Here is a 19387-nt window from a genome sequence, read left to right as displayed (position 1 = left end):
TCCCTGACTGTGCAGAACAAAACGGCCCGCTCGATGCGGGCCGTTTTGCATGCTGCCTTGCGCGGCGCTGCCTCTCAGCGCTTGCGCGCGGGCTGCATCACGGTAGGCAGTGCTTTGGGCAGGGTCTCCGGATAGTCGCGGCTGAAATGGAGGCCGCGGCTTTCGTGACGCGAATACGCGCTATCGACGATCAATGCGGCGACCTCCACCAGATTGCGCAGTTCGAGCAGATCGCGCGTGACGCGGAAATTCGCGTAGTACTCGGCGATCTCCTCGCGCAGCAGGCGGATGCGGTGCTGCGCGCGCTCCAGCCGCTTGCTCGTGCGCACGATGCCGACATAGTTCCACATCATGCGGCGCAGTTCGTCCCAGTTGTGCGAGACCACGACTTCCTCGTCGGCGTCGGAGACGCGGCTTTCATCCCAGGCCGGCAGCGGCAGGTCCGGCAATGCCGCCTTGTCCTGGCCAGCAATGTCGGCAGCGGCGGCTCTCCCGATCACCATGCACTCGAGCAGGGAATTCGATGCCAGCCGGTTGGCCCCGTGCAGGCCCGTGCAGGCCGTCTCGCCGACGGCGTACAGGTTGCCGATATCGGTGCGGCCCGCGGTATCGGTCACCACGCCGCCGCACGTGTAGTGCGCGGCCGGGACCACTGGGATCGGCTCGCGCGCGATGTCGATGCCCAGCTCCAGGCAGCGCGCATGGATGGTGGGGAAATGCTCCTTCAGGAAGGCCTCGGGCTGGTGCGTGATGTCGAGGTAGACGCAGTCCAGGCCGCGCTTCTTCATTTCGAAGTCGATCGCTCGCGCCACCACATCACGCGGCGCCAGCTCGGCGCGATCATCATGCTCCGGCATGAAGCGGGTACCGTCCGGCAGCTTCAGCAGCCCGCCTTCGCCGCGTACGGCTTCCGAGATCAGGAAGGACTTGGCATAGGGGTGGTACAGGCAGGTTGGATGGAACTGGATGAATTCCATGTTCGACACCCGGCAACCCGCGCGCCACGCCATGGCGATGCCGTCGCCAGTGGCCGTGTCAGGATTGGTGGTGTACAGGTAGACCTTGCCGGCACCGCCCGCCGCCAGCACCGTGTGCGTAGCGGTGATGGTGCGGACTTCTTCCGTGCGGTCGTCGAGCACATACAGGCCGTAGCAGCGGTTGCCAGGTAGCCCGAGCTTGCGCGAGGTGATCAGGTCGACGGCGAACTGGTCTTCCAGGATGGTGATGTTCGGATGCTGGCGCGCCTGCTCCGACAGCGTGCTGACGACGGCATGGCCGGTCGCGTCGGCGGCGTGGATGATCCGGCGACGGCTGTGTCCGCCTTCGCGGGTCAGGTGATAGCCGAGTTCGGCCTGTTCGTCCCTGGTGAACGGCACGCCGCGATCGATCAGCCACTGGATGGCTTCCCGCCCGTGCTCGACGATAAAGCGCGTGGCTTCTTCATCGCAAAGACCGGCGCCGGCGACGAGCGTGTCCTGCGTGTGCTCGTCATGGCTGTCGCCTGAATCCAGCACTGCGGCAATGCCGCCCTGGGCCCAATCGCTGGCGCCATGCGTCATGGCGCGCTTGCTGAGGATGACAACCCGGTGGGTGTCGGCCAGTTGCAGCGCGACCGTGAGACCGGCCAGCCCGCTGCCTACGATGGCGACGTCGAAGTTCATGGTGCAGGAGGTGCCCGCGCGAGGGCGCGGCATTGGAGGGAAAGCTCGAAAGTCTACACCCGGGGGTGCCCTCACGCATCAGCGCTGTCGCCGCTGCAAGGGCTAAAAGCACTGCCGCGAGCCTCGGTGCGCGCCATAAGCCGCGCTGACGCCACAAAAACAAAAAGCCCCGCGGTGGCGGGGCTTTCTGGCTGGAATCCGGATCAATTACTTGATCTTGGTTTCCTTGTAAGCGACGTGCTTGCGGGCGACGGGATCGAACTTCATGATCTCCATCTTTTCCGGCATGGTGCGCTTGTTCTTGGTGGTGGTGTAGAAGTGACCCGTACCTGCGGTCGATTCCAGCTTGATTTTGTCGCGGCCGCCCTTGCTTGCCATGATGTACTCCTAATTAGACTTCGCCACGTGCGCGCAGATCGGCGAGCACGGAGTCGATGCCTTTCTTGTCGATCAGGCGCAGGCCGGCGTTCGAGACGCGCAGGCTCACCCAGCGGTTTTCCGATTCAACAAAGAAACGACGATTCTGCAGGTTGGGCAGAAAACGGCGCTTGGTCTTGTTGTTTGCGTGGGAAACGTTGTTGCCGACCATCGGCGCTTTCCCGGTCACTTGACAGACGCGTGCCATGAAGCACTCCTAACTCTTCTATTCGTGGACAATGTTCGCAACAGATCAACAAAAGGCGCGCGGGCCCGGACTGCAGCGGATGAGACACAGCAAACGGGCATTATAGACTGGAAGCCGCCGATGAATCAATGCCTTCTGCACTCTGGTGTTGTATACCCTTCCGCGGTGCCGTCAGCATCACGTGACGGATTTCAGTTGCCCGTGCTCGGCAAAGGAGTGCACATGGGTGCCGGCTACGACGAAGTGGTCGAGTAGCTGCACATCGATCAGTGCCAGGGCGCGGCCCAGCAGGCGGGTCATCTGCAGGTCGCTCTGGCTCGGCGTGCACGACCCGGACGGGTGGTTGTGCGCGATGATGACGCCGGCGGCATTGTGCGCCAGCGCGCGGCGTGCCACCTCCCGCGGATAGACCGCGGTCTGGGTCAGCGTGCCGCGAAACATTTCCTCGGTCGCGATCATGCGGTTGCGGGTGTCGAGGAACAGGCACATGAAGACCTCATGCGCGAGCGGGGCCAGCGTCAGGCGCAGGTAGTTGCGTACCGCCGCAGGGGAATCCAGCCCGCGCGGCAGTTGCAGTGACTCGGCCAGCATGCGGCGCGCCAGTTCGGGCACGGCCTGCAGCTGGGTGTACTTGGCTTCGCCCATGCCCCGGATGTCCAGGATGGTGCGTGCATCGGCCGAGAACAGGCGGGTCAGCGAGCCAAAATGAATCATCAGATCGCGCGCCAGCTCCACCGCGCTCTTGCCCGTCGCGCCAATACGCAGGAACACGGCCAGCAGTTCGGCGTCGGACAGGGCAGCGGCGCCGCTCGCCTGCAGCTTTTCTCGCGGCCGCTCGCAGGGTGGCCAGTTTGTGATGCTCATGTCTCGGGAGTCTCTGGACGGGTGGGCCCGGGTCGGGCAGGCGTGGATGGGCAGGGCGCCCGGCAGCCCAGTCGAATACAATACGGGTTGTTCCCTGGTTGATCACCCATGAATTTGCAAACATTTGCGTCGGAAGCCGACGGCGGCGCAGCTGGCCGCAAGACGGTCCAGGCCGACTCGTTCCTGACCCTCCATTACAGTCTCTCTCTCGAAAACGGCACCGAAGTCATGAGCACGTTCGAGGACAAGCCCGCCACGCTGCTGCTCGGCCAGGGTCAGTTCGCCCCGACCCTGGAGCAGGCGCTGCTCGGCATGCCCGAGGGCGAGCGCATGACCTATCGCCTGGCGCCCGAGCAGGCGTTCGGCCCGCGCAACCCGGAACTGCTCCAGTGGGTCTCGCTGGCCACGCTGCGCGAGAACAGTTCGTTCGAGGAAGACTACAGCCCGGGCGACCTGGTCGAGTTCAACGCGCCCGGCGGCGGCAAGTACGCCGGCGTCCTCAAGGAGTTCGGCGACACGGCGGCGCTGTTCGATTTCAACCATCCGCTGGCCGGGCAGACCATCCTGTTCGACGTGCAACTGATCGGGATCCTCTGATATTGCAGCATGCCTGACCTGACTACCGCCCCCGATGCCGAGATCCTGATGGCGCAGCCGCGCGGCTTCTGCGCCGGCGTCGACCGCGCCATCGAGATCGTCGAGCGCGCGCTGGCACGCTTCGGGGCGCCAATCTATGTGCGTCACGAGATCGTCCACAACGCCTATGTCGTGGCGGACCTGCGCCGCAAGGGCGCCGTGTTCGTGCGCGAGCTGGACGAGGTGCCTGCCGGCGCCACCGTCATCTTCAGTGCCCACGGGGTGTCCAAGGACGTCCGGGCCGAGGCCGCCGTGCGCGGCCTCAATGTATTCGACGCGACTTGCCCGCTGGTGACCAAGGTCCATGTGGAAGTGGGCAAGATGCGCGCGGAGGGCTGCGAGATCGTGATGATCGGCCACCGCGGGCATCCGGAGGTCGAGGGCACGATGGGGCAGGCCGAAGGCGGCATGCTGCTGGTCGAGTCGGTGGCTGATGTCGCCGGCCTGGCGGTGACCGATCCCGCGCGCCTCGCCTACGTGACGCAGACCACGCTGTCCGTGGACGAGACGCTCGAGATCGTGGCGGCACTCAAGGCACGCTACCCCCTGATCCGCGAGCCCAAGAAGCAGGACATCTGCTATGCCACGCAGAACCGCCAGGACGCCGTGAAGTTCATGGCGCCCCAGGTTGACGTGGTGATCGTGGTGGGCAGCCCCAACAGTTCCAACTCGAACCGGCTGCGCGAGCTGGCCGCGCGCCTCGGCGTGCCGGCCTATATGGTGGATGCGCCGGAGCAGGTGCGCCCGGAATGGGTCGCGGGCAAGCGTCGCATTGGCCTGACCGCGGGCGCTTCGGCGCCCGAGGAACTTGCCCAGTCCATCGTCGCGCGCCTGCGCGAACTCGGCGCGGGCCATGTCCGCGCCCTGCAAGGCATTGAAGAAAACATGGCCTTCCCGCTTCCGCGCGGGCTGCAGGCCGCTATCCCCGCCGGCGTTACCGCCTGAGCTGCCAGGCGCCGCCTCCTGCGGCGCCTGATTCCCCGCTTCGCTTTCCCTGCCGTATGCGCGTCCAGCGTGCGCGGGCGTACCGACATTTCGCTCCAGTTGGCCGGATGCTTTTATCGTCACAACGATAATCTTTGAAATTCAATTCCACGGAAGCCTCTTAATACGCCCCTTCAAAGGGCACTCATTAGGTGCCTGTTCGGGTAAGCAGACAAATCAGGGTAATCCCCGTAACTGGGGTTTTCCCTATTATGGTGCGGCGCTACATTCTGCACATTAGATAGCGGTGCATGGCATTGCGAATGAAATGCCTAATTAATACGGATGGATTATGTATGGCCCCAGGCGCGTATATTTCAATGGAGAGAAGAAGCAGGCACGGTTCTTGTAAGCATTGGCGTTGACGCCGCCAGGCGATCAGGAATTGCCTCAATCTGTGCATTGGGGAAATTCCCTAGCTCGATTGGCGGTTGATTCGTCCAGGTTGTTGCGTCGCGTATTGCATCGCCGAAGAAAGGGGATACAATGCGCGCGTTTCAAATTGAAACTAAACAAAGGCGGTACGGGGAGACGTCCGGGAGGCGTCGCAAATCCCCGTTTTGTGAATCCTAGGAGATCACTCATGCAAATCTCGTTTGCCAAGATTCTGCCGATTGCGGCCGCAGTGGCGCTCGTTGCAGCTTGCGGCAAGAAAGAAGAAAAGCCGGTTGAACCGTCGGCATCGGCTCCTGCTGCTGCCGCTCCGGCCGCCGGCGGCGGTGAAGTTGTCGTCAAGATCGGTCACGCCGCTCCGCTGACCGGCGGTATCGCCCACCTTGGCAAGGACAACGAAAACGGCGCCCGCCTTGCCGTGGAAGAAGTCAACAAGAAGGGTCTCGAGATCGGTGGCAAGAAAATCAAGCTGGAACTGATCGGCGAGGACGACGCGGCCGATCCGAAGACCGGCACCGCCGTGGCCCAGAAGCTGGTCGACCAGAAGGTCGTGGCCGTGGTCGGCCACCTGAACTCGGGCGTGTCGATCCCGGCGTCGAAGATCTACAGCGATGCCGGCATCGTCCAGATCTCGCCGTCGTCGACCAACCCCGACTACACCAAGCAGGGCTTCAAGACGACCTACCGCGTGGTCGCCACCGATGCCCAGCAAGGTCCGGCGCTGGCCAACTACGCCGCCAAGAGCCTGCACGCCAAGAGCGTGGCCATCGTCGACGATGCCACTGCCTACGGCAAGGGCCTGGCCGACGAGTTCGAGAAGACCGCCAAGGCGGCAGGCGTGAACGTGGTGGCGCGTGAAGCCACCAACGACAAGGCCACCGACTTCAAGGCCATTCTCACCAAGATCAAGGGCAAGAAGCCTGACGTCATCATGTACGGCGGCATGGACGCCACCGGCGGGCCGTTCGCCAAGCAAGCCAAGGAACTGGGCATCTCGTCCAAGATCGTTGGCGGCGACGGCGTCTGTACCGACAAGGTGGCCGAGCTGGCCGGCGATGCCGTGTCCAACATCATCTGTTCCGAGGCAGGCCTGGCCCTGTCGAAGATGGAGAACGGCGCCGACTTCGAGAAGCGCTACCAGGCTCGTTTCAATGCCCCGGTGCAGATCTACGCACCGTTCACGTATGACGCCGTCATGGTCATCGTGGACGCCATGAAGCGCGCCAACTCGACCGAGCCGGCCGCCATCCTGGCCGAAATGCCCAAGACCAACTACAAGGGCGTGATCGGCAACATCGCCTTTGACGAGAAGGGCGACATGAAGGAAGGCACCATCACGCTGTACGAGTACAAGGACAAGAAGAAGTCCGTTCTCGACGTCGTGAAGATGTAATTCGGGCTTACCGGCCCATCCGAACGGCACCGTGAGTATTTTGCGGTGCCGTTCTTTTTAGCCTCGCCTAATGTAGAAGCATCCTTACCAAGGATGGAACAGGGCAGGCCGCTTACCAGCAACCCACCACACTCACCTACCCATCTCGCACCATGGTCCCTCCGGCATCCACACCATGCCGTAAGAACCGGGGCTGAAGCAGGAGTTTTCATGGATATCTTTATCCAGCAGATCGTGAACGGTCTGGTGCTCGGCAGCATTTATGCGCTGATCGCACTGGGCTACACCATGGTCTACGGCATTCTAGGCATCATCAACTTCGCCCACGGCGACGTCCTGATGATTGGCGCGCTGACCGCTTTGTCAGCGATTCTGGGGCTGCAGAAATTCGCTCCCGGGCTGCCCGAGTGGCTGACGCTGGTGATTGCCACGCTCATCGCCATGCCGGTCTGTGCTGTACTGGCCTATTCCATCGAGCGGATCGCCTACCGGCCGCTGCGCAATGCACCGCGCCTGGCGCCGCTGATCACCGCCATCGGCGTTTCCATCATCCTGCAGACCGCGGGCATGCTGATCTGGTCGCGCAACCCGCTGACCTTCCCGCAGTTGCTGCCTTCCGAACCGATCGACATCGGCTCCACCGGCGCCACCATTACCGGCAAGGAAATGGTCATCATCGGCCTCGCCGTGATGGTCATGGCCGGCCTGCTGGCCCTGGTCAACCGCACCAAGCTGGGCCGCGCCATGCGCGCCACTGCCGAAAACCAGAAGGTTGCCGGCCTGATGGGCGTGAACCCGAACTTCGTCATCTCCGCCACGTTCATGATCGGCGCGACGCTGGCCGCGCTGGCTGGCGTGATGATGGCCACCAACTATGGCAACGCCCACTTCTACATGGGCTTCATTCCCGGCCTGAAGGCGTTCACCGCCGCGGTGCTGGGCGGCATCGGCAACCTGGCCGGCGCCATGGTCGGCGGCATGCTGCTGGGCCTGATCGAGGCACTGGGCGCCGGCTATATCGGCGACCTGACCAACGGCGTCTTTGGTTCCAACTACCAGGATGTCTTTGCGTTCATTGTGCTGATTACCGTACTTGTGTTCCGTCCGTCCGGCATCATGGGCGAACGCGTGGCTGACCGTGCCTGAGGGGAGCGAATCCATGAATACTCCGATTCCATCCACGGCCGCCGTCGCCGCGCCGTCCAAAGTTCCGGCGAAAACCCTGGCCGCGCTGGTCGGCTTCCTCGTGATCGCCCTGTGCGCCCCGTTCTTCGTCCAGACCCTGGGCGGCAACTACTGGGTACGCGTGCTCGACTTCGCGCTGCTGTACATCATGCTGGCGCTGGGCCTGAACATCGTGGTGGGCTTCGCCGGCCTGCTCGACCTGGGCTACATCGCGTTCTACGCGGTCGGCGCCTACATGATGGCGCTGCTCGGCTCGCCGCACCTGGCCAACCAGTTCGAGTGGATCCACCAGTTGTTCCCCAATGGGCTGCACCTGTCGATGTGGTGGGTCTTGCCACTGGCGATCCTGGTGGCAGCCACCTTCGGCGTGCTGCTGGGCGCGCCGACCCTCAAGCTGCGCGGTGACTACCTGGCCATTGTGACGCTGGGCTTTGGCGAGATCATCCGCATCTTCATGAACAACCTCGACCGCCCGGTGAACATCACCAACGGGCCGAAAGGGATTACCGCGGTGGACCCGGTCCATATCTTCGGCTTCGACTTTTCGAAGACGCACGATATCTTCGGCCTCAAGTTCTCGCCGGTGTTCATGTACTACTACCTGCTGGTGGCCCTGGTCATCGTGATCGTGTTCGTGTGCCTGCGGCTGCAGAACTCGCGTATTGGCCGTGCGTTCGTCGCCATTCGCGAAGACGAGATCGCCGCCAAGGCGATGGGCATCAACACCCGCAACATCAAGCTGCTGGCCTTCGCCATGGGCGCGTCGTTCGGCGGCGCCTCCGGTGCGGTGTTCGGCGCGTTCCAGGGCTTCGTGTCGCCGGAATCGTTCACGCTGTGGGAATCGATCTATGTGCTGGCGATCGTGGTGCTCGGCGGCATGGGCCATATCCCGGGCGTGATCCTGGGCGGCATCCTGCTCGTCGGCTTCCAGGAACTGCTGCGCGTGGTGGCGGAGCCGATCCAGACCGGCATCTTTGGCCATGTGATCGTCGATGCGGAAGTCCTGCGCCAGCTGCTCTTCGGCCTGGCCCTGGTCGGTGTCATGCTGTATCGCCCGGCGGGCATCTGGCCGTCGCCGCGCAAGGAAGATCGCCCCGTCGCACGCCGCGCGGGCAGCGTGGGCCGTTTCTGACCAGGAGGACAACATGAGCAATAACAATTTCCTCCTGTCGGTACAGGGGGTGAACAAGCGTTTCGGCGGCCTGCAGGCGCTGTCCGAGGTCGGTCTGGAGATCAAGCCGGGCGAAATCTACGGCCTGATCGGCCCCAATGGCGCCGGCAAGACCACGTTCTTCAACGTCATCACGGGTCTCTACACGCCCGATTCCGGCGAATTCGTGCTGGGCGGCAAGCCCTACCGGCCGACCGCCGTGCATGAGGTGGCCAAGGCCGGCATCGCCCGTACGTTCCAGAATATCCGCCTGTTCGGCGACATGACCGCGCTCGAGAACGTGATGGTTGGACGCCATGTGCGTTCCAAGGCCGGCCTGTTCGGTGCGATCTTCCGTCCGCCGGCGGTGCGCCGCGAGGAAGAGGGCATCGAGGACCTGGCGCATGACCTGCTCGACTATGTCGGCATCGGCAAGTACGCCAACTTCACCTCGCGCAACCTGTCGTACGGCCACCAGCGCCGGCTCGAAATCGCCCGCGCGCTGGCGACGGAGCCCAAGCTGCTGGCGCTGGACGAACCGGCTGCCGGCATGAACGCGACCGAGAAAGTGGAGCTGCGCGGCCTGCTCGAGAAGATCAAGGGCGATGGCAAGACCATCCTGCTGATCGAGCACGACGTGAAGCTGGTGATGGGTTTGTGCAACCGCCTGACCGTGCTGGACTACGGCAAGGTGATCGCGCAAGGGCTGCCGCATGAAGTACAGAGCAACCCGGCGGTGATCGAGGCTTACCTGGGTTCGTCGGCGCACTGAGGCGGGAGGACAGCAATGAAACAGACAGTACTGAAGATCTCCGGCCTGAAGGTTGCCTACGGCGGCATCCAGGCCGTCAAGGGCATCGACCTTGAAATCAACGATGGCGAACTGGTGACGCTGATCGGCGCCAACGGCGCCGGCAAGACCACCACCATGAAGGCCATCACCGGCCTGCAAGGCTGGGCGGGCGGCGATGTGGAGTACATGGGCAAGTCCATCAAGGGCGTGCCCAGCTACGCGCTGCTCAAGCGCGGCCTGGCGATGGTGCCGGAAGGGCGCGGCGTGTTCGCGCGCATGACCATCACCGAGAACCTGCAGATGGGCGCCTACACCCGCAGCGACGACAGCAAGATCAAGGACGATGTCGATCGCATGTTCGGCATCTTCCCGCGCCTGAAGGAGCGGGCCAACCAGCTGGCGGGCACCATGTCGGGCGGCGAGCAGCAGATGCTGGCGATGGCGCGCGCGCTGATGAGCCAGCCCAAGGTGCTGCTGCTCGACGAGCCGTCGATGGGCCTGTCGCCGATCATGGTCGAGAAGATCTTCGAAGTCGTGCGCGACGTCTCGGCACAGGGCGTGACCGTGCTGCTGGTCGAGCAGAACGCGCGCCTGGCGCTGCAGGCCGCGCACCGTGGCTACGTGATGGAGTCGGGCCTGATCACGATGAGCGGCGAGGCGAAGCAGATGCTGGATGATCCCAAGGTCCGGGCGGCGTACCTGGGCGAGTAAGGCGCTCGGCAGCAACAAAAAGCCCCGCGAAAGCGGGGCTTTTTGTTTTGAAGCGCAATGCGATCAGGCCAGCTTCTTCAGCAGCGCACGCAACATGCCGATCATCTGGTCGATCTCTTCGCGCGTCACGTTCAGTGCCGGCATGAAGCGCAGCAGGTTGGCGCGCGGCGCGTTCAGCAGCATGCCTTCCGGTCCCATGTCGCGGGCTTCCTCGACCAGTTGCGGGCCGATGTCCTTGCCGAGCTGCAGCGCGCGCAGCAGGCCTTCGCCACGTTCGCCTTCCAGGCCGAATTCGCCGCATAGCGCCAGCAGCTGTTCCTTCAGGTACTCGCCCTTGGCGTTGACGTCATCCAGGAAGCCGGGCGCGGTCAGCTGTTCGATCACCGAGCTGCCCACGGCCGTCATCAGCGGGTTGCCGTTATAGGTGCCGCCCTGGTCGCCGGCTTCGAAACTGGCGACTTCGGCCTTGCACAGCAGCGCCGACAGCGGCACGCCGCCGCCGATACCCTTGCCCAGCGTCATGATGTCCGGCTCCACGCCCGACAGCTCATAGGCGAAGAGCGTGCCGCAGCGGCCGCAACCGGTCTGCACCTCGTCGACGATCAGCAGCAGCTTGTGCTTGTCGGCCAGCGCGCGCAGGCCTTGCATGAACTCGCGCGTGGCGGGGATCACGCCGCCTTCGCCCTGCACCGGCTCGAGCATGATGCCGACAGTCTTGTCGTTGATGAGCTTTTCCACCGAGGCCAGGTCGTTCAGGTCGGCCTTCGGGAAACCCGCAACCTGCGGCGCGAAGATGGTGTCCCAGCCGGCCTTGCCCGATGCGCTCATGGTGGCGAGCGTGCGGCCATGGAAGCTGTGGTCCATGGTGATGATCTCGAACGCGCCGTTCTTGTGCTTGCGGCCCCATTTGCGCGCGAGCTTGATCGCACCTTCGTTGGCTTCGGCGCCGCTGTTGGCGAAGAAGACCTTGTCGAAGCAGCTGTTGTCGGTCAGTTGCTTCGCCAGCCTGATCATCGGCTCGTTGTAGAACGCCGGGCTCGGGTTGATCAGCTTGCCCGCCTGCGCGACCACGGCGTCGACCATGCCCTGGTTGGAGTGGCCGAGGCAGTTCACTGCCCAGCCTTGCACGAAGTCCAGGTATCGCTTGCCGTTGTGGTCCGTCAGCCAGGAACCCTTGCCCTCGGTGAAGACGAGCTCGGGCCGGTTGGTGATGTACATCAGGGATTGAACGGGATACTCGGCAAATGCCATGGCGGACTCCAGGGGTCGGCGTAAATCGTTAGACGGGATGGCGAAGGGACAAACAGGTCGAAACCCGCAAGGGCACGGCCCAAAGCAAAAAGCCACGGGGGTTGCCCGTGGCTTGTTGACCTGAACAGACGCTGTCGACGGTCAGCCGCGCGGCACCCCGGTGGGGAGCATCGTACGGAAACTGCGTCGGATCATGGCGGCGTTCATGCGGGCAAATATAAGACGCATGGCCCCCGGTGTCAAAACGAATTTTGGCGGTCGGGGGCATTGTTGTGCTGACGGAACGGCCTGGCGGTCCGCTTCAGGCAGCTGGCGCAGCGGCGTGCATGTCGGCCTCGGACGTGAACGAGTCCGCGAAGAACGCGTCTTCGTGCAGCTTGCATTGCTTGGTGAAGTCGGTGCGGGCGGCGTTGATCATCACCGGGGCGCCGCAGGCGTAGACCTCGTGGCCGGACAGGTCCGGGTGGTCCGCGATCACGGCCTGGTGGACGAAGCCGGTGCGCCCGCTCCAGTTGTCTTCCGGCAGCGCGTCGGAGATGACCGGCACGTACTGGAAGTTGGGCAGGTCGCGTGCCCACTGCTCGCACAGCGCGTGCATGTACAGGTCCTTCGGCCGGCGGCCGCCCCAGTACAGCGTCATCGGGCGCGTGATGCCGGTGTAGGCGGCGTGCTCGACGATGGCCTTGATCGGCGCGAAGCCCGTGCCCGAAGCCAGCAGGACGATCGGCGCTTCGGACTCTTCACGCAGGAAGAAGCTGCCCAGCGGGCCTTCGAAACGCAGGATGTCGCGCTCCTTCATGGCCGGCGCGCCTTCCTTGGCGCCGAACACGTAGTCGGTGAACGCGCCGCCGGGCATGTGGCGGATATGCAGTTCGATCGGGCCGTCCTCATGCGGCGGCGTGGCGATCGAATAGCTGCGGCGCTTGCCGTCGCGCAGCAGGAATTCCACGTACTGGCCGGCCAGGTACTGCATGCGCTCGGTGGCGGGCAGTTGCAGCTTGATGGCGATGACATCGTCGGCCAGGCGTTCCAGCGAGGTGACGCGGCACGGCACCTTCTTGATGGGAATATCGCCCGCGCCGTGGACCTCGCGGCTTTCGATGGTGATGTCCGAGCTGGCGTTGGCGCAGCAGAACAGCGCGCGGCCCTCGGTCTTTTCCTGTTCGGTCAGCGCGGCGGGGGCGTGGTCGCCCTGTACGATCGTGCCTGCCAGCACGCGGCCCTTGCACGAGCCGCATGCGCCGTTCTTGCAGCCGTAGGGCAGGCCGATGCTGTGGCGCAGGGCCGCGCCCAGGATGGTTTCATCGGCAGCCACTTCGAACTTGTGGCCGCTGGGCATTACGGTGACTTGATAAGCCATAATCGATCTATGAGCGAAATTCTTAAGAAGCTGCAGCCATCGCGCCGTCCGGGCCCTGCCGTTCGCCTGGGCCGCCCGCGCCTGCTGATCGTCGGGTGCGGGGATGTGGGGACGCGCTGCCTGCGAATCCTGTCGGCGCGCATGCGTGTCTTTGCCGTGACGTCGCAGCCGGCGCGCCGGGCCGAACTGCGTGCCGCCGGCGCGGTGCCGCTGGTCGCGGACCTGGACCGGCCCGCCACGCTGGCACGCCTGCGCGGCCTGGCGGATCGCGTGCTGGACCTGGCGCCGCCACCCGGGTCGGGTGAGGGCGATCCCCGCACGCGCGCCTTGCTCGCCACCCTGCGCCGCACCGCCCGGCGCCGCGCCCGGGCGCACGCCGGCGAGCCCGTCATTCTACCCGAGCGCCGCAGGGCCCGTCCGGCCTTTGTCTATGCCAGCACATCGGGGGTTTATGGTGACCGGGCCGGCGCCCGGGTGGCCGAATTCGCCCGCCTTCGCCCGCAGACTGCGCGGGCGCGACGCCGCGTGGCGGCCGAGCGCACCGTGCGCGAGTTCGGCCGTGCGGGGAACTGGCGCACCAGCATCGTGCGCATTCCTGGCATTTACGCCGAGGACCGCCTGCCGCTGGCGCGCCTGAAGCGCGGCACGCCGGCGCTGGCGCCGCAGGACGACGTCTATACCAGCCACATCCACGCCGACGACCTCGCGCGCACCATGGTCGCCGCGCTGTTCCGCGGAAGGCCCCAGCGCGTGGTCCATGCGAGCGACGACACCGAGTTGCGCATGGCGGACTATTTCGACCTGGTGGCCGACCGCCGTGGCCTGCCACGGCCGCCGCGCATCACACGCCAGCAGGCGCGTGAAGTGATCGATCCCACGCTGCTCAGCTTCATGAGCGAATCGCGCCGCCTCGACAACCGGCGCCTGAAGCGCGAGCTGCGCCTGCGGCTGCGCTATCCCACCGTCTCGTCTTTTTTCGACGCCTGAGTCGCAAGAGTCCGCGCCGTGCCGTTTCAGGCACGGCGCTTGCCTTTCCATCGGCCGCATCCTTCCTGTCTATACAGCGACCGGCTTTTTGCCCCGCCACCGTGCATCGGCCGCGCTTGCCAAAGCGGCTTCCTCGCGCACCTGGTGCCGAAGCACGCCACGGAAGTGCGCAAATCGATGCCTTACGTACGCCATGCCCCGGGCAACTACTACGTTGACTTGTATATACAGGATTGTAAAATCCCCCGGACACGAGCAGTGCCACACGCATGGCGCCGCCGCTGACGGACAAACCAAAGGAGCTTACCGATGAGGATTCAGAGCCGGATTGCAAGTCAGGCCGCCACGCGCGTGGCCCGTGCGTCGCTGCTGGCAGCCGTTGCCATGGCAGGGGTGGCCCATGCCCAAACCACGCAGGTCACGCTCGGCATGAGCGGCTGGACCGGCTTCGCGCCGCTGACGCTGGCCGACAAGGCAGGAATCTTCAAGAAGCATGGCGTCGACGTGGACATCAAGATGATTCCGCAGAAGGACCGCCATCTCGCGCTGGCCTCCGGCGCGATCCAGTGCGCGGCCACCACCGTGGAAACGCACGTCGCCTGGAACGCCAACGGCGTGCCGATCACGCAGATCGTGCAACTCGACAAGTCCTACGGCGCCGATGGCCTGGCCGTACGCGCCGACGTCAAGGGCTTTGCCGACCTGAAGGGCAAGACCATCGGCGTGGACGCGCCCGGTACCGCGCCGTACTTCGGCCTGGCGTGGATGCTCAAGAAAAACGGCATGACGCTCAAGGACGTGAAAACCACCACGCTGTCGCCGCAGGCGGCCGCGCAGGCCTTCGTCGCCGGCCAGAACGACGGCGCCATGACCTACGAGCCCTACCTGTCCACCGTTCGCCAGAACCCGGACAAGGGCAAGATCCTGGCCACCACGCTCGACTATCCGATGGTGACCGACACGCTCGGCTGTGCGCCCAAGTGGCTCAAGGACAATCCCAAGGCCGCGCAGGCGCTGGTCGACAGCTACTTCGAAGCGATCGAGATGATCCAAAAGGAGCCCGGGAAGTCGAACGAGATCATGGGCGCGGCGGTCAAGCAGACCGGCGAGCAGTTCGCGAAGTCGTCGGCCTACCTGCGCTGGCAGGACCGCGACGCCAACCGCAAGTTCTTCTCCGGCGAACTGGCCAGCTTCAGCAAGGAAGCCGCCGGCGTGCTGCTCGACATCGGCGTGATCCGCCAGGTGCCGGACGTCACCGCGCTGTACGACGCACGCTTCCTCAAGTAAGCAAGGGGCCGATGTCATGGCGCAAGTTCAAGTGAGTTCCCCGGCGCCGGTCGCCATGGCGGCGAAGGCGGCACCGGCGCGCCGCCGGCATCCGTGGCTGTCGCCGCTGGTGCCGGTGTCGCCGCACGCGCGCTGGGTGCTGGGCCTGTCCTTCTTCGTGCTGTTCTTCGCGGTCTGGGCCGTGGTCACGCTGGGCGGTTTCGTGCCGCGCACCTTCCTGGCCGATCCGCTGACGATGGCGCGCGAAGGCATGACCCTGTTCGCCGAGTACAACTTCATCGGCGATATCGGCATGACCGTGTGGCGCGTGCTCGGCGGCTTCGTGCTGGCGGCGGTGCTCGCGGTGCCGCTCGGCATCCTGATGGGCGCGTACAAGGCGGCCGAGGCGTTCTTCGAACCGTTCGTCTCGTTTTGCCGCTACCTGCCGGCCTCGGCCTTCATTCCGCTGCTGATCCTGTGGGCCGGTATCGGCGAGACCCAGAAGCTGCTGGTGATCTTCATCGGCTCGTTCTTCCAGATCGTGCTGATGGTGGCGGTCGCCGTGGGCGGCGCGCGCAAGGACCTGGTGGAAGCCGCCTATACACTCGGCGCCAACAGCCGAGGCATCGTCAGGCGCGTGCTGATCCCGGGCGCAGCGCCGGAGATTGCCGAGATCCTGCGGCTGGTGCTGGGCTGGGCCTGGACCTACGTGATCGTCGCGGAACTGATCGGCTCGTCCTCGGGCATCGGCCACATGATTACCGACAGCCAGGCGCTGCTGAATACCGGCCAGATCATCTTCGGCATCATCGTCATCGGCTGCATCGGGCTGGTGTCGGACCTCGTCTTCAAGCAGGCCAACCAGCGCCTGTTCCCGTGGAGTTCGATCTGATGAGCGCACTGTCCATCCAGCAGGTCTCGCGCACCTTCGCCAATCCGCGCGGCGGCCAGACCCATGCGCTGCTGCCCGTCGATTTCGAAGTGCGCGACAACGACTTCGTCACCATCCTGGGCCCGTCGGGCTGCGGCAAGTCCACGCTGCTGCGCATCGTCGCCGGTCTCGACACGCCCACGAGCGGCACCGTGCTGCTCGACGGCCAGCCGGTCAGCGGGCCGGGCGCCGACCGCGGCATGGTGTTCCAGTCCTATACGCTGTTCCCGTGGCTGACGATCGAACAGAACGTGCGCTTCGGCCTGCGCGAGCGCGGCATGAGCGAGGCCGAGCAGCGCGAGCGCAGCGACTTCTTCATCGAGCGCGTGGGCTTGCGCGGTTTCGAGCACCACTATCCCAAGCAGCTCTCGGGCGGCATGCAGCAGCGCACCGCGATCGCGCGCGCGCTGGCCAATGATCCCAAGATCCTGCTGCTCGACGAGCCGTTCGGCGCGCTCGACAACCAGACCCGCGTGCTGATGCAGGAATTGCTGCTCGGCATCTGGGAAGCTTCGCGCAAGACGGTATTATTCGTGACCCACGATATCGACGAGGCCATCTTCATGGCCAACCGGGTGGCGGTGTTTTCCGCCAGGCCGGGTCGGATCAAGAGCGAGATCGCGGTCGATTTTCCGCATCCGCGCCATTACACGATCAAGACGTCGCCGGAGTTTTCCGCGCTCAAGGCGCGGCTGACCGAGGAGATCCGCGCCGAGGCCATGGCCGCGGCCGAGCACTGAACACCATGAACCACGCCGTCGGCCAAGGGCCAGCCAACTCCGCTACGAACTCTCCCACCGCGCTTTACCAGCAGGTGAAGGAGTACATCGCGCGCCAGATCCAGAGCGGCGCGTGGCAGCCGGGCGACCGGGTGCCATCGGAGCAGGAGCTGGTGACCCGCTTCGGCGTATCGCGCATGACCGTCAACCGCGCGCTGCGCGAACTGTCCGAGCAGGGCAGGGTGGTGCGCGTGGCCGGCGTGGGCACCTTCGTGGCCGAGCACAAGCCGCAGTCCACGCTGCTCAGCGTGGTCAACCTGCAGGACGAGATCCGCATGCGCGGGCATGACTATGCCTGCGACGTGATCCTGGTGGAGCGGGTGGCCGCATCGATCGAAGTGGCCGCGGCGCTGGAGCTGCGCACCGGCGAATCGGTGTTCCATTCCGTTTGTGTGCATCGCGAGGACGGCGTGCCGGTGCAGCTGGAAGACCGATACGTCAACCCGCGCGTGGCACCGGACTTCATCAGCCAGGATTTCACCGGCATCAAGCCCGGCGAATACCTGCTGCGCAATGTGCCCTATGACCAGGTCGAGCACGTCGTCGATGCCATTTCCGCCACGCCCGACCAGGCCGCGCAACTCGAAATGCCGCCGACGCAGCCTTGCCTGATGCTGACCCGCCGCACCTGGACCAACGGCGTGCCGGTGACTTTCGTGCGTTGCCTGCACCCGGGCAACCGCTACCGCCTCGGCAGCCGCTTCCGCGCCGACGGCAATCCCGCCTTCGGCTGATTCCAACTGATTTCGGACAGAAGCCAGCCATCCATCCCAATTTTGTTCTAAGCTGTATAGACAGGAACATACAAGACAGGATTCACTCATGACCGCCAGCCAAACCAAACTCGCCTCCCGCCCGTTGCTGACCTTGCATCCGGGCGAGGTCACCCTGGCCGACCTGCGCCGCATCTATCGCGGCGAAGTGCGCGTGGCAATGGCCGACTCGGCCTGGGCCGGCGTGCGTGCCGCACAGGCCACCGTGCAGGACATCATCGACGCCGACGCCGTGGTCTATGGCATCAATACCGGCTTTGGCAAGCTTGCGCAGACGCGCATCCCCCATGACAAGCTGGCCACGCTGCAACGCAACCTGGTGCTGTCGCACAGCGTCGGCACGGGCCCGGACCTGGCCGAGGACACGGTGCGCCTGATTCTCGCCATCAAGGCTGTGAGCCTTGCGCGCGGCCACTCGGGCGTGCGGCCCGAGCTCATCGAAGCGCTGCTGGCGCTGGCCAACCACGGCGTGACGCCGTGCATCCCGGGCAAGGGTTCGGTAGGCGCCTCGGGCGACCTCGCGCCGCTGGCCCATATGTCGTGCACGCTGATCGGCGTGGGCGATGTGATCGTCGATGGCCGCCGCGTGCCGGCCGCCGAAGGTCTGGAAGTTGCCGGTCTGTCCGTGTTCGAACTGGGTCCGAAGGAAGGCTTGGCGCTGCTCAATGGCACGCAGGTATCGACCGCGCTAGCGCTGGCGGGCCTGTTCGCCGCCGAAGATGCCTTCGCGGCCGGCCTCGTGGCCGGGGCGCTGTCGCTGGAAGCGATCAAGGGCTCGGTCAAGCCGTTTGACGCGCGCATCCATGAAGCGCGTGGGCAGGCGGGTCAGATCGCCGTGGCGGGCGCGACGCGCGCGATGCTCGATGGCAGCGAGATCGTCGATTCGCACAAGGCCTGTGGCCGCGTGCAGGACCCGTACTCGATCCGCTGCCAGCCGCAGGTGATGGGCGCCTGCCTCGACAACCTGCAGCACGCCGCGCGCATCCTGCGCATCGAAGCGAATGCCGCCTCGGACAACCCCCTCGTCTTCTCCGAGCAGGGCGACGTGATCTCCGGCGGCAACTTCCACGCCGAGCCGGTGGCGTTCGCCGCAGACATCATCGCGCTGGCGATCGCCGAGATCGGCGCGATCTCCGAGCGCCGCCTGGCGCTGCTGCTGGATACGGGCTTGTCCGGGCTGCCGCCGTTCCTCGTGCGCGATGGCGGCCTGAACTCGGGCTTCATGATCGCGCAGGTGACGGCAGCGGCGCTGGCATCGGAGAACAAGTCGCTGGCGCATCCGTCGAGCGTGGACAGCCTGCCGACGTCGGCCAATCAGGAGGATCATGTGTCGATGGCCACCTACGGCGCGCGCCGGTTGGGCGACATGGCCGCCAATACCGCGGTGGTGGTCGGCATTGAAGCGATGGCCGCTGCGCAAGGCATTGAATTCCATCGGCCGCTGAAATCATCGCCGCTGATCGAAAGCGAACTGGCCCGCATCCGCGCGCGCGTCGCGTTCGTGGAAGCGGACCGCTACCTGGCACCGGATATCGAAGCGATGAAGCAGTGGGTGGTGCAGGGGGATGCGGGCGCGGGGTGGCCGGCGGCGGTTCGCGACATCCTGCCCACTAACACCAAGAGCGCCTGAGCAAGGAGAGAGACC

Annotated in this window: 19 protein-coding genes; 13 read left to right on the top strand and 6 right to left on the bottom strand. The window is 65.0% G+C overall.

The window, feature by feature from the left end; translation table 11 throughout:
• Positions 1–74: 74 nt before the first annotated feature.
• From nadB to radC, 4 genes are all read right to left on the bottom strand, one after another.
• The gene (nadB, locus tag ACIGJC_RS12365) at positions 75–1661 is read right to left on the bottom strand and encodes an L-aspartate oxidase (RefSeq protein ID WP_483709129.1); all 1587 of its coding nucleotides are present in this window, start codon (positions 1659–1661) and stop codon (positions 75–77) included.
• 207 nt (positions 1662–1868) lie between these two features.
• On the bottom strand, positions 1869–2039 hold the full coding sequence (gene rpmG, locus ACIGJC_RS12360; RefSeq protein WP_010814980.1) for a 50S ribosomal protein L33: 171 nt from the start codon (positions 2037–2039) through the stop codon (positions 1869–1871).
• A 13-nt stretch (positions 2040–2052) separates the two neighbouring features.
• Positions 2053–2286, bottom strand: a complete 234-nt coding sequence (gene rpmB / locus ACIGJC_RS12355) for a 50S ribosomal protein L28 (protein WP_006575661.1) — start codon at positions 2284–2286, stop codon at positions 2053–2055.
• A gap of 177 nt (positions 2287–2463) precedes the next feature.
• Positions 2464–3150, bottom strand: coding sequence for a RadC family protein (gene radC / locus ACIGJC_RS12350; RefSeq protein ID WP_483709127.1), 687 nt, complete (start codon positions 3148–3150; stop codon positions 2464–2466).
• 108 nt (positions 3151–3258) lie between these two features.
• On the opposite strand from radC, the gene ACIGJC_RS12345 reads away from it, so the two are divergent.
• The 7 genes from ACIGJC_RS12345 to ACIGJC_RS12315 all read left to right on the top strand — a co-directional run bounded on the left by ACIGJC_RS12345 (position 3259) and on the right by ACIGJC_RS12315 (position 10395).
• Entirely contained in the window at positions 3259–3747 is a 489-nt protein-coding gene (locus tag ACIGJC_RS12345) for an FKBP-type peptidyl-prolyl cis-trans isomerase (RefSeq protein WP_483709125.1), read from the top strand.
• A gap of 9 nt (positions 3748–3756) precedes the next feature.
• The gene (ispH, locus tag ACIGJC_RS12340) at positions 3757–4731 is read left to right on the top strand and encodes a 4-hydroxy-3-methylbut-2-enyl diphosphate reductase (protein WP_483709124.1); all 975 of its coding nucleotides are present in this window, start codon (positions 3757–3759) and stop codon (positions 4729–4731) included.
• A 622-nt stretch (positions 4732–5353) separates the two neighbouring features.
• Positions 5354–6556, top strand: a complete 1203-nt coding sequence (locus ACIGJC_RS12335; RefSeq protein WP_483709123.1) for a branched-chain amino acid ABC transporter substrate-binding protein — start codon at positions 5354–5356, stop codon at positions 6554–6556.
• Between the two features lie 210 nt (positions 6557–6766).
• Entirely contained in the window at positions 6767–7702 is a 936-nt protein-coding gene (locus ACIGJC_RS12330) for a branched-chain amino acid ABC transporter permease (protein ID WP_011298876.1), read from the top strand.
• A 13-nt stretch (positions 7703–7715) separates the two neighbouring features.
• A complete protein-coding gene (locus ACIGJC_RS12325) occupies positions 7716–8873 on the top strand; it encodes an ABC transporter permease subunit (RefSeq protein WP_483709121.1) in 1158 nt (385 codons plus the stop codon).
• A gap of 13 nt (positions 8874–8886) precedes the next feature.
• The gene (locus tag ACIGJC_RS12320) at positions 8887–9663 is read left to right on the top strand and encodes an ABC transporter ATP-binding protein (protein WP_483709119.1); all 777 of its coding nucleotides are present in this window, start codon (positions 8887–8889) and stop codon (positions 9661–9663) included.
• A 15-nt stretch (positions 9664–9678) separates the two neighbouring features.
• Positions 9679–10395: an ABC transporter ATP-binding protein gene (locus tag ACIGJC_RS12315; RefSeq protein WP_483709118.1), complete on the top strand. Its 717-nt coding sequence runs from the start codon at positions 9679–9681 to the stop codon at positions 10393–10395.
• Between the two features lie 63 nt (positions 10396–10458).
• On the opposite strand, the gene ACIGJC_RS12310 is transcribed toward ACIGJC_RS12315, so the two are convergent.
• Both ACIGJC_RS12310 and ACIGJC_RS12305 read right to left on the bottom strand, forming a co-directional pair.
• Entirely contained in the window at positions 10459–11646 is a 1188-nt protein-coding gene (locus ACIGJC_RS12310; RefSeq protein WP_483709117.1) for an acetylornithine transaminase, read from the bottom strand.
• 301 nt (positions 11647–11947) lie between these two features.
• Positions 11948–13006, bottom strand: coding sequence for a CDP-6-deoxy-delta-3,4-glucoseen reductase (locus tag ACIGJC_RS12305; RefSeq protein ID WP_483709116.1), 1059 nt, complete (start codon positions 13004–13006; stop codon positions 11948–11950).
• A 9-nt stretch (positions 13007–13015) separates the two neighbouring features.
• Here ACIGJC_RS12305 and ACIGJC_RS12300 point away from each other — a divergent pair, with 9 nt between their 5' ends.
• From ACIGJC_RS12300 to hutH, 6 genes are all read left to right on the top strand, one after another.
• Positions 13016–13993 carry an NAD-dependent epimerase/dehydratase family protein gene (locus tag ACIGJC_RS12300; protein WP_483709114.1) on the top strand — a complete coding sequence of 326 codons (978 nt, stop codon included), beginning with the start codon at positions 13016–13018 and terminating at the stop codon, positions 13991–13993.
• A 309-nt stretch (positions 13994–14302) separates the two neighbouring features.
• Positions 14303–15280 (top strand): ABC transporter substrate-binding protein, encoded by a 978-nt coding sequence (locus ACIGJC_RS12295; protein ID WP_483709113.1) that lies wholly within the window; start codon positions 14303–14305, stop codon positions 15278–15280.
• A gap of 16 nt (positions 15281–15296) precedes the next feature.
• Positions 15297–16151 carry an ABC transporter permease gene (locus tag ACIGJC_RS12290; RefSeq protein WP_483709112.1) on the top strand — a complete coding sequence of 285 codons (855 nt, stop codon included), beginning with the start codon at positions 15297–15299 and terminating at the stop codon, positions 16149–16151.
• On the top strand, positions 16151–16930 hold the full coding sequence (locus ACIGJC_RS12285) for an ABC transporter ATP-binding protein (RefSeq protein WP_483709111.1): 780 nt from the start codon (positions 16151–16153) through the stop codon (positions 16928–16930). The genes ACIGJC_RS12290 and ACIGJC_RS12285 overlap by 1 nt, the downstream gene beginning before the upstream one ends.
• 5 nt (positions 16931–16935) lie before the next feature.
• Positions 16936–17703: a histidine utilization repressor gene (gene hutC, locus ACIGJC_RS12280; protein WP_483709110.1), complete on the top strand. Its 768-nt coding sequence runs from the start codon at positions 16936–16938 to the stop codon at positions 17701–17703.
• A gap of 88 nt (positions 17704–17791) precedes the next feature.
• Positions 17792–19372 carry a histidine ammonia-lyase gene (gene hutH, locus ACIGJC_RS12275; RefSeq protein ID WP_483709109.1) on the top strand — a complete coding sequence of 527 codons (1581 nt, stop codon included), beginning with the start codon at positions 17792–17794 and terminating at the stop codon, positions 19370–19372.
• The last annotated feature ends 15 nt before the right edge of the window (positions 19373–19387 follow it).

The sequence above is a fragment of the Cupriavidus sp. C3SS-1 genome, from assembly GCF_057073755.1.
The sequence above is the reverse complement of the archived record's forward strand: the minus strand, read 5'-3'. Positions and strand labels throughout refer to the sequence as shown.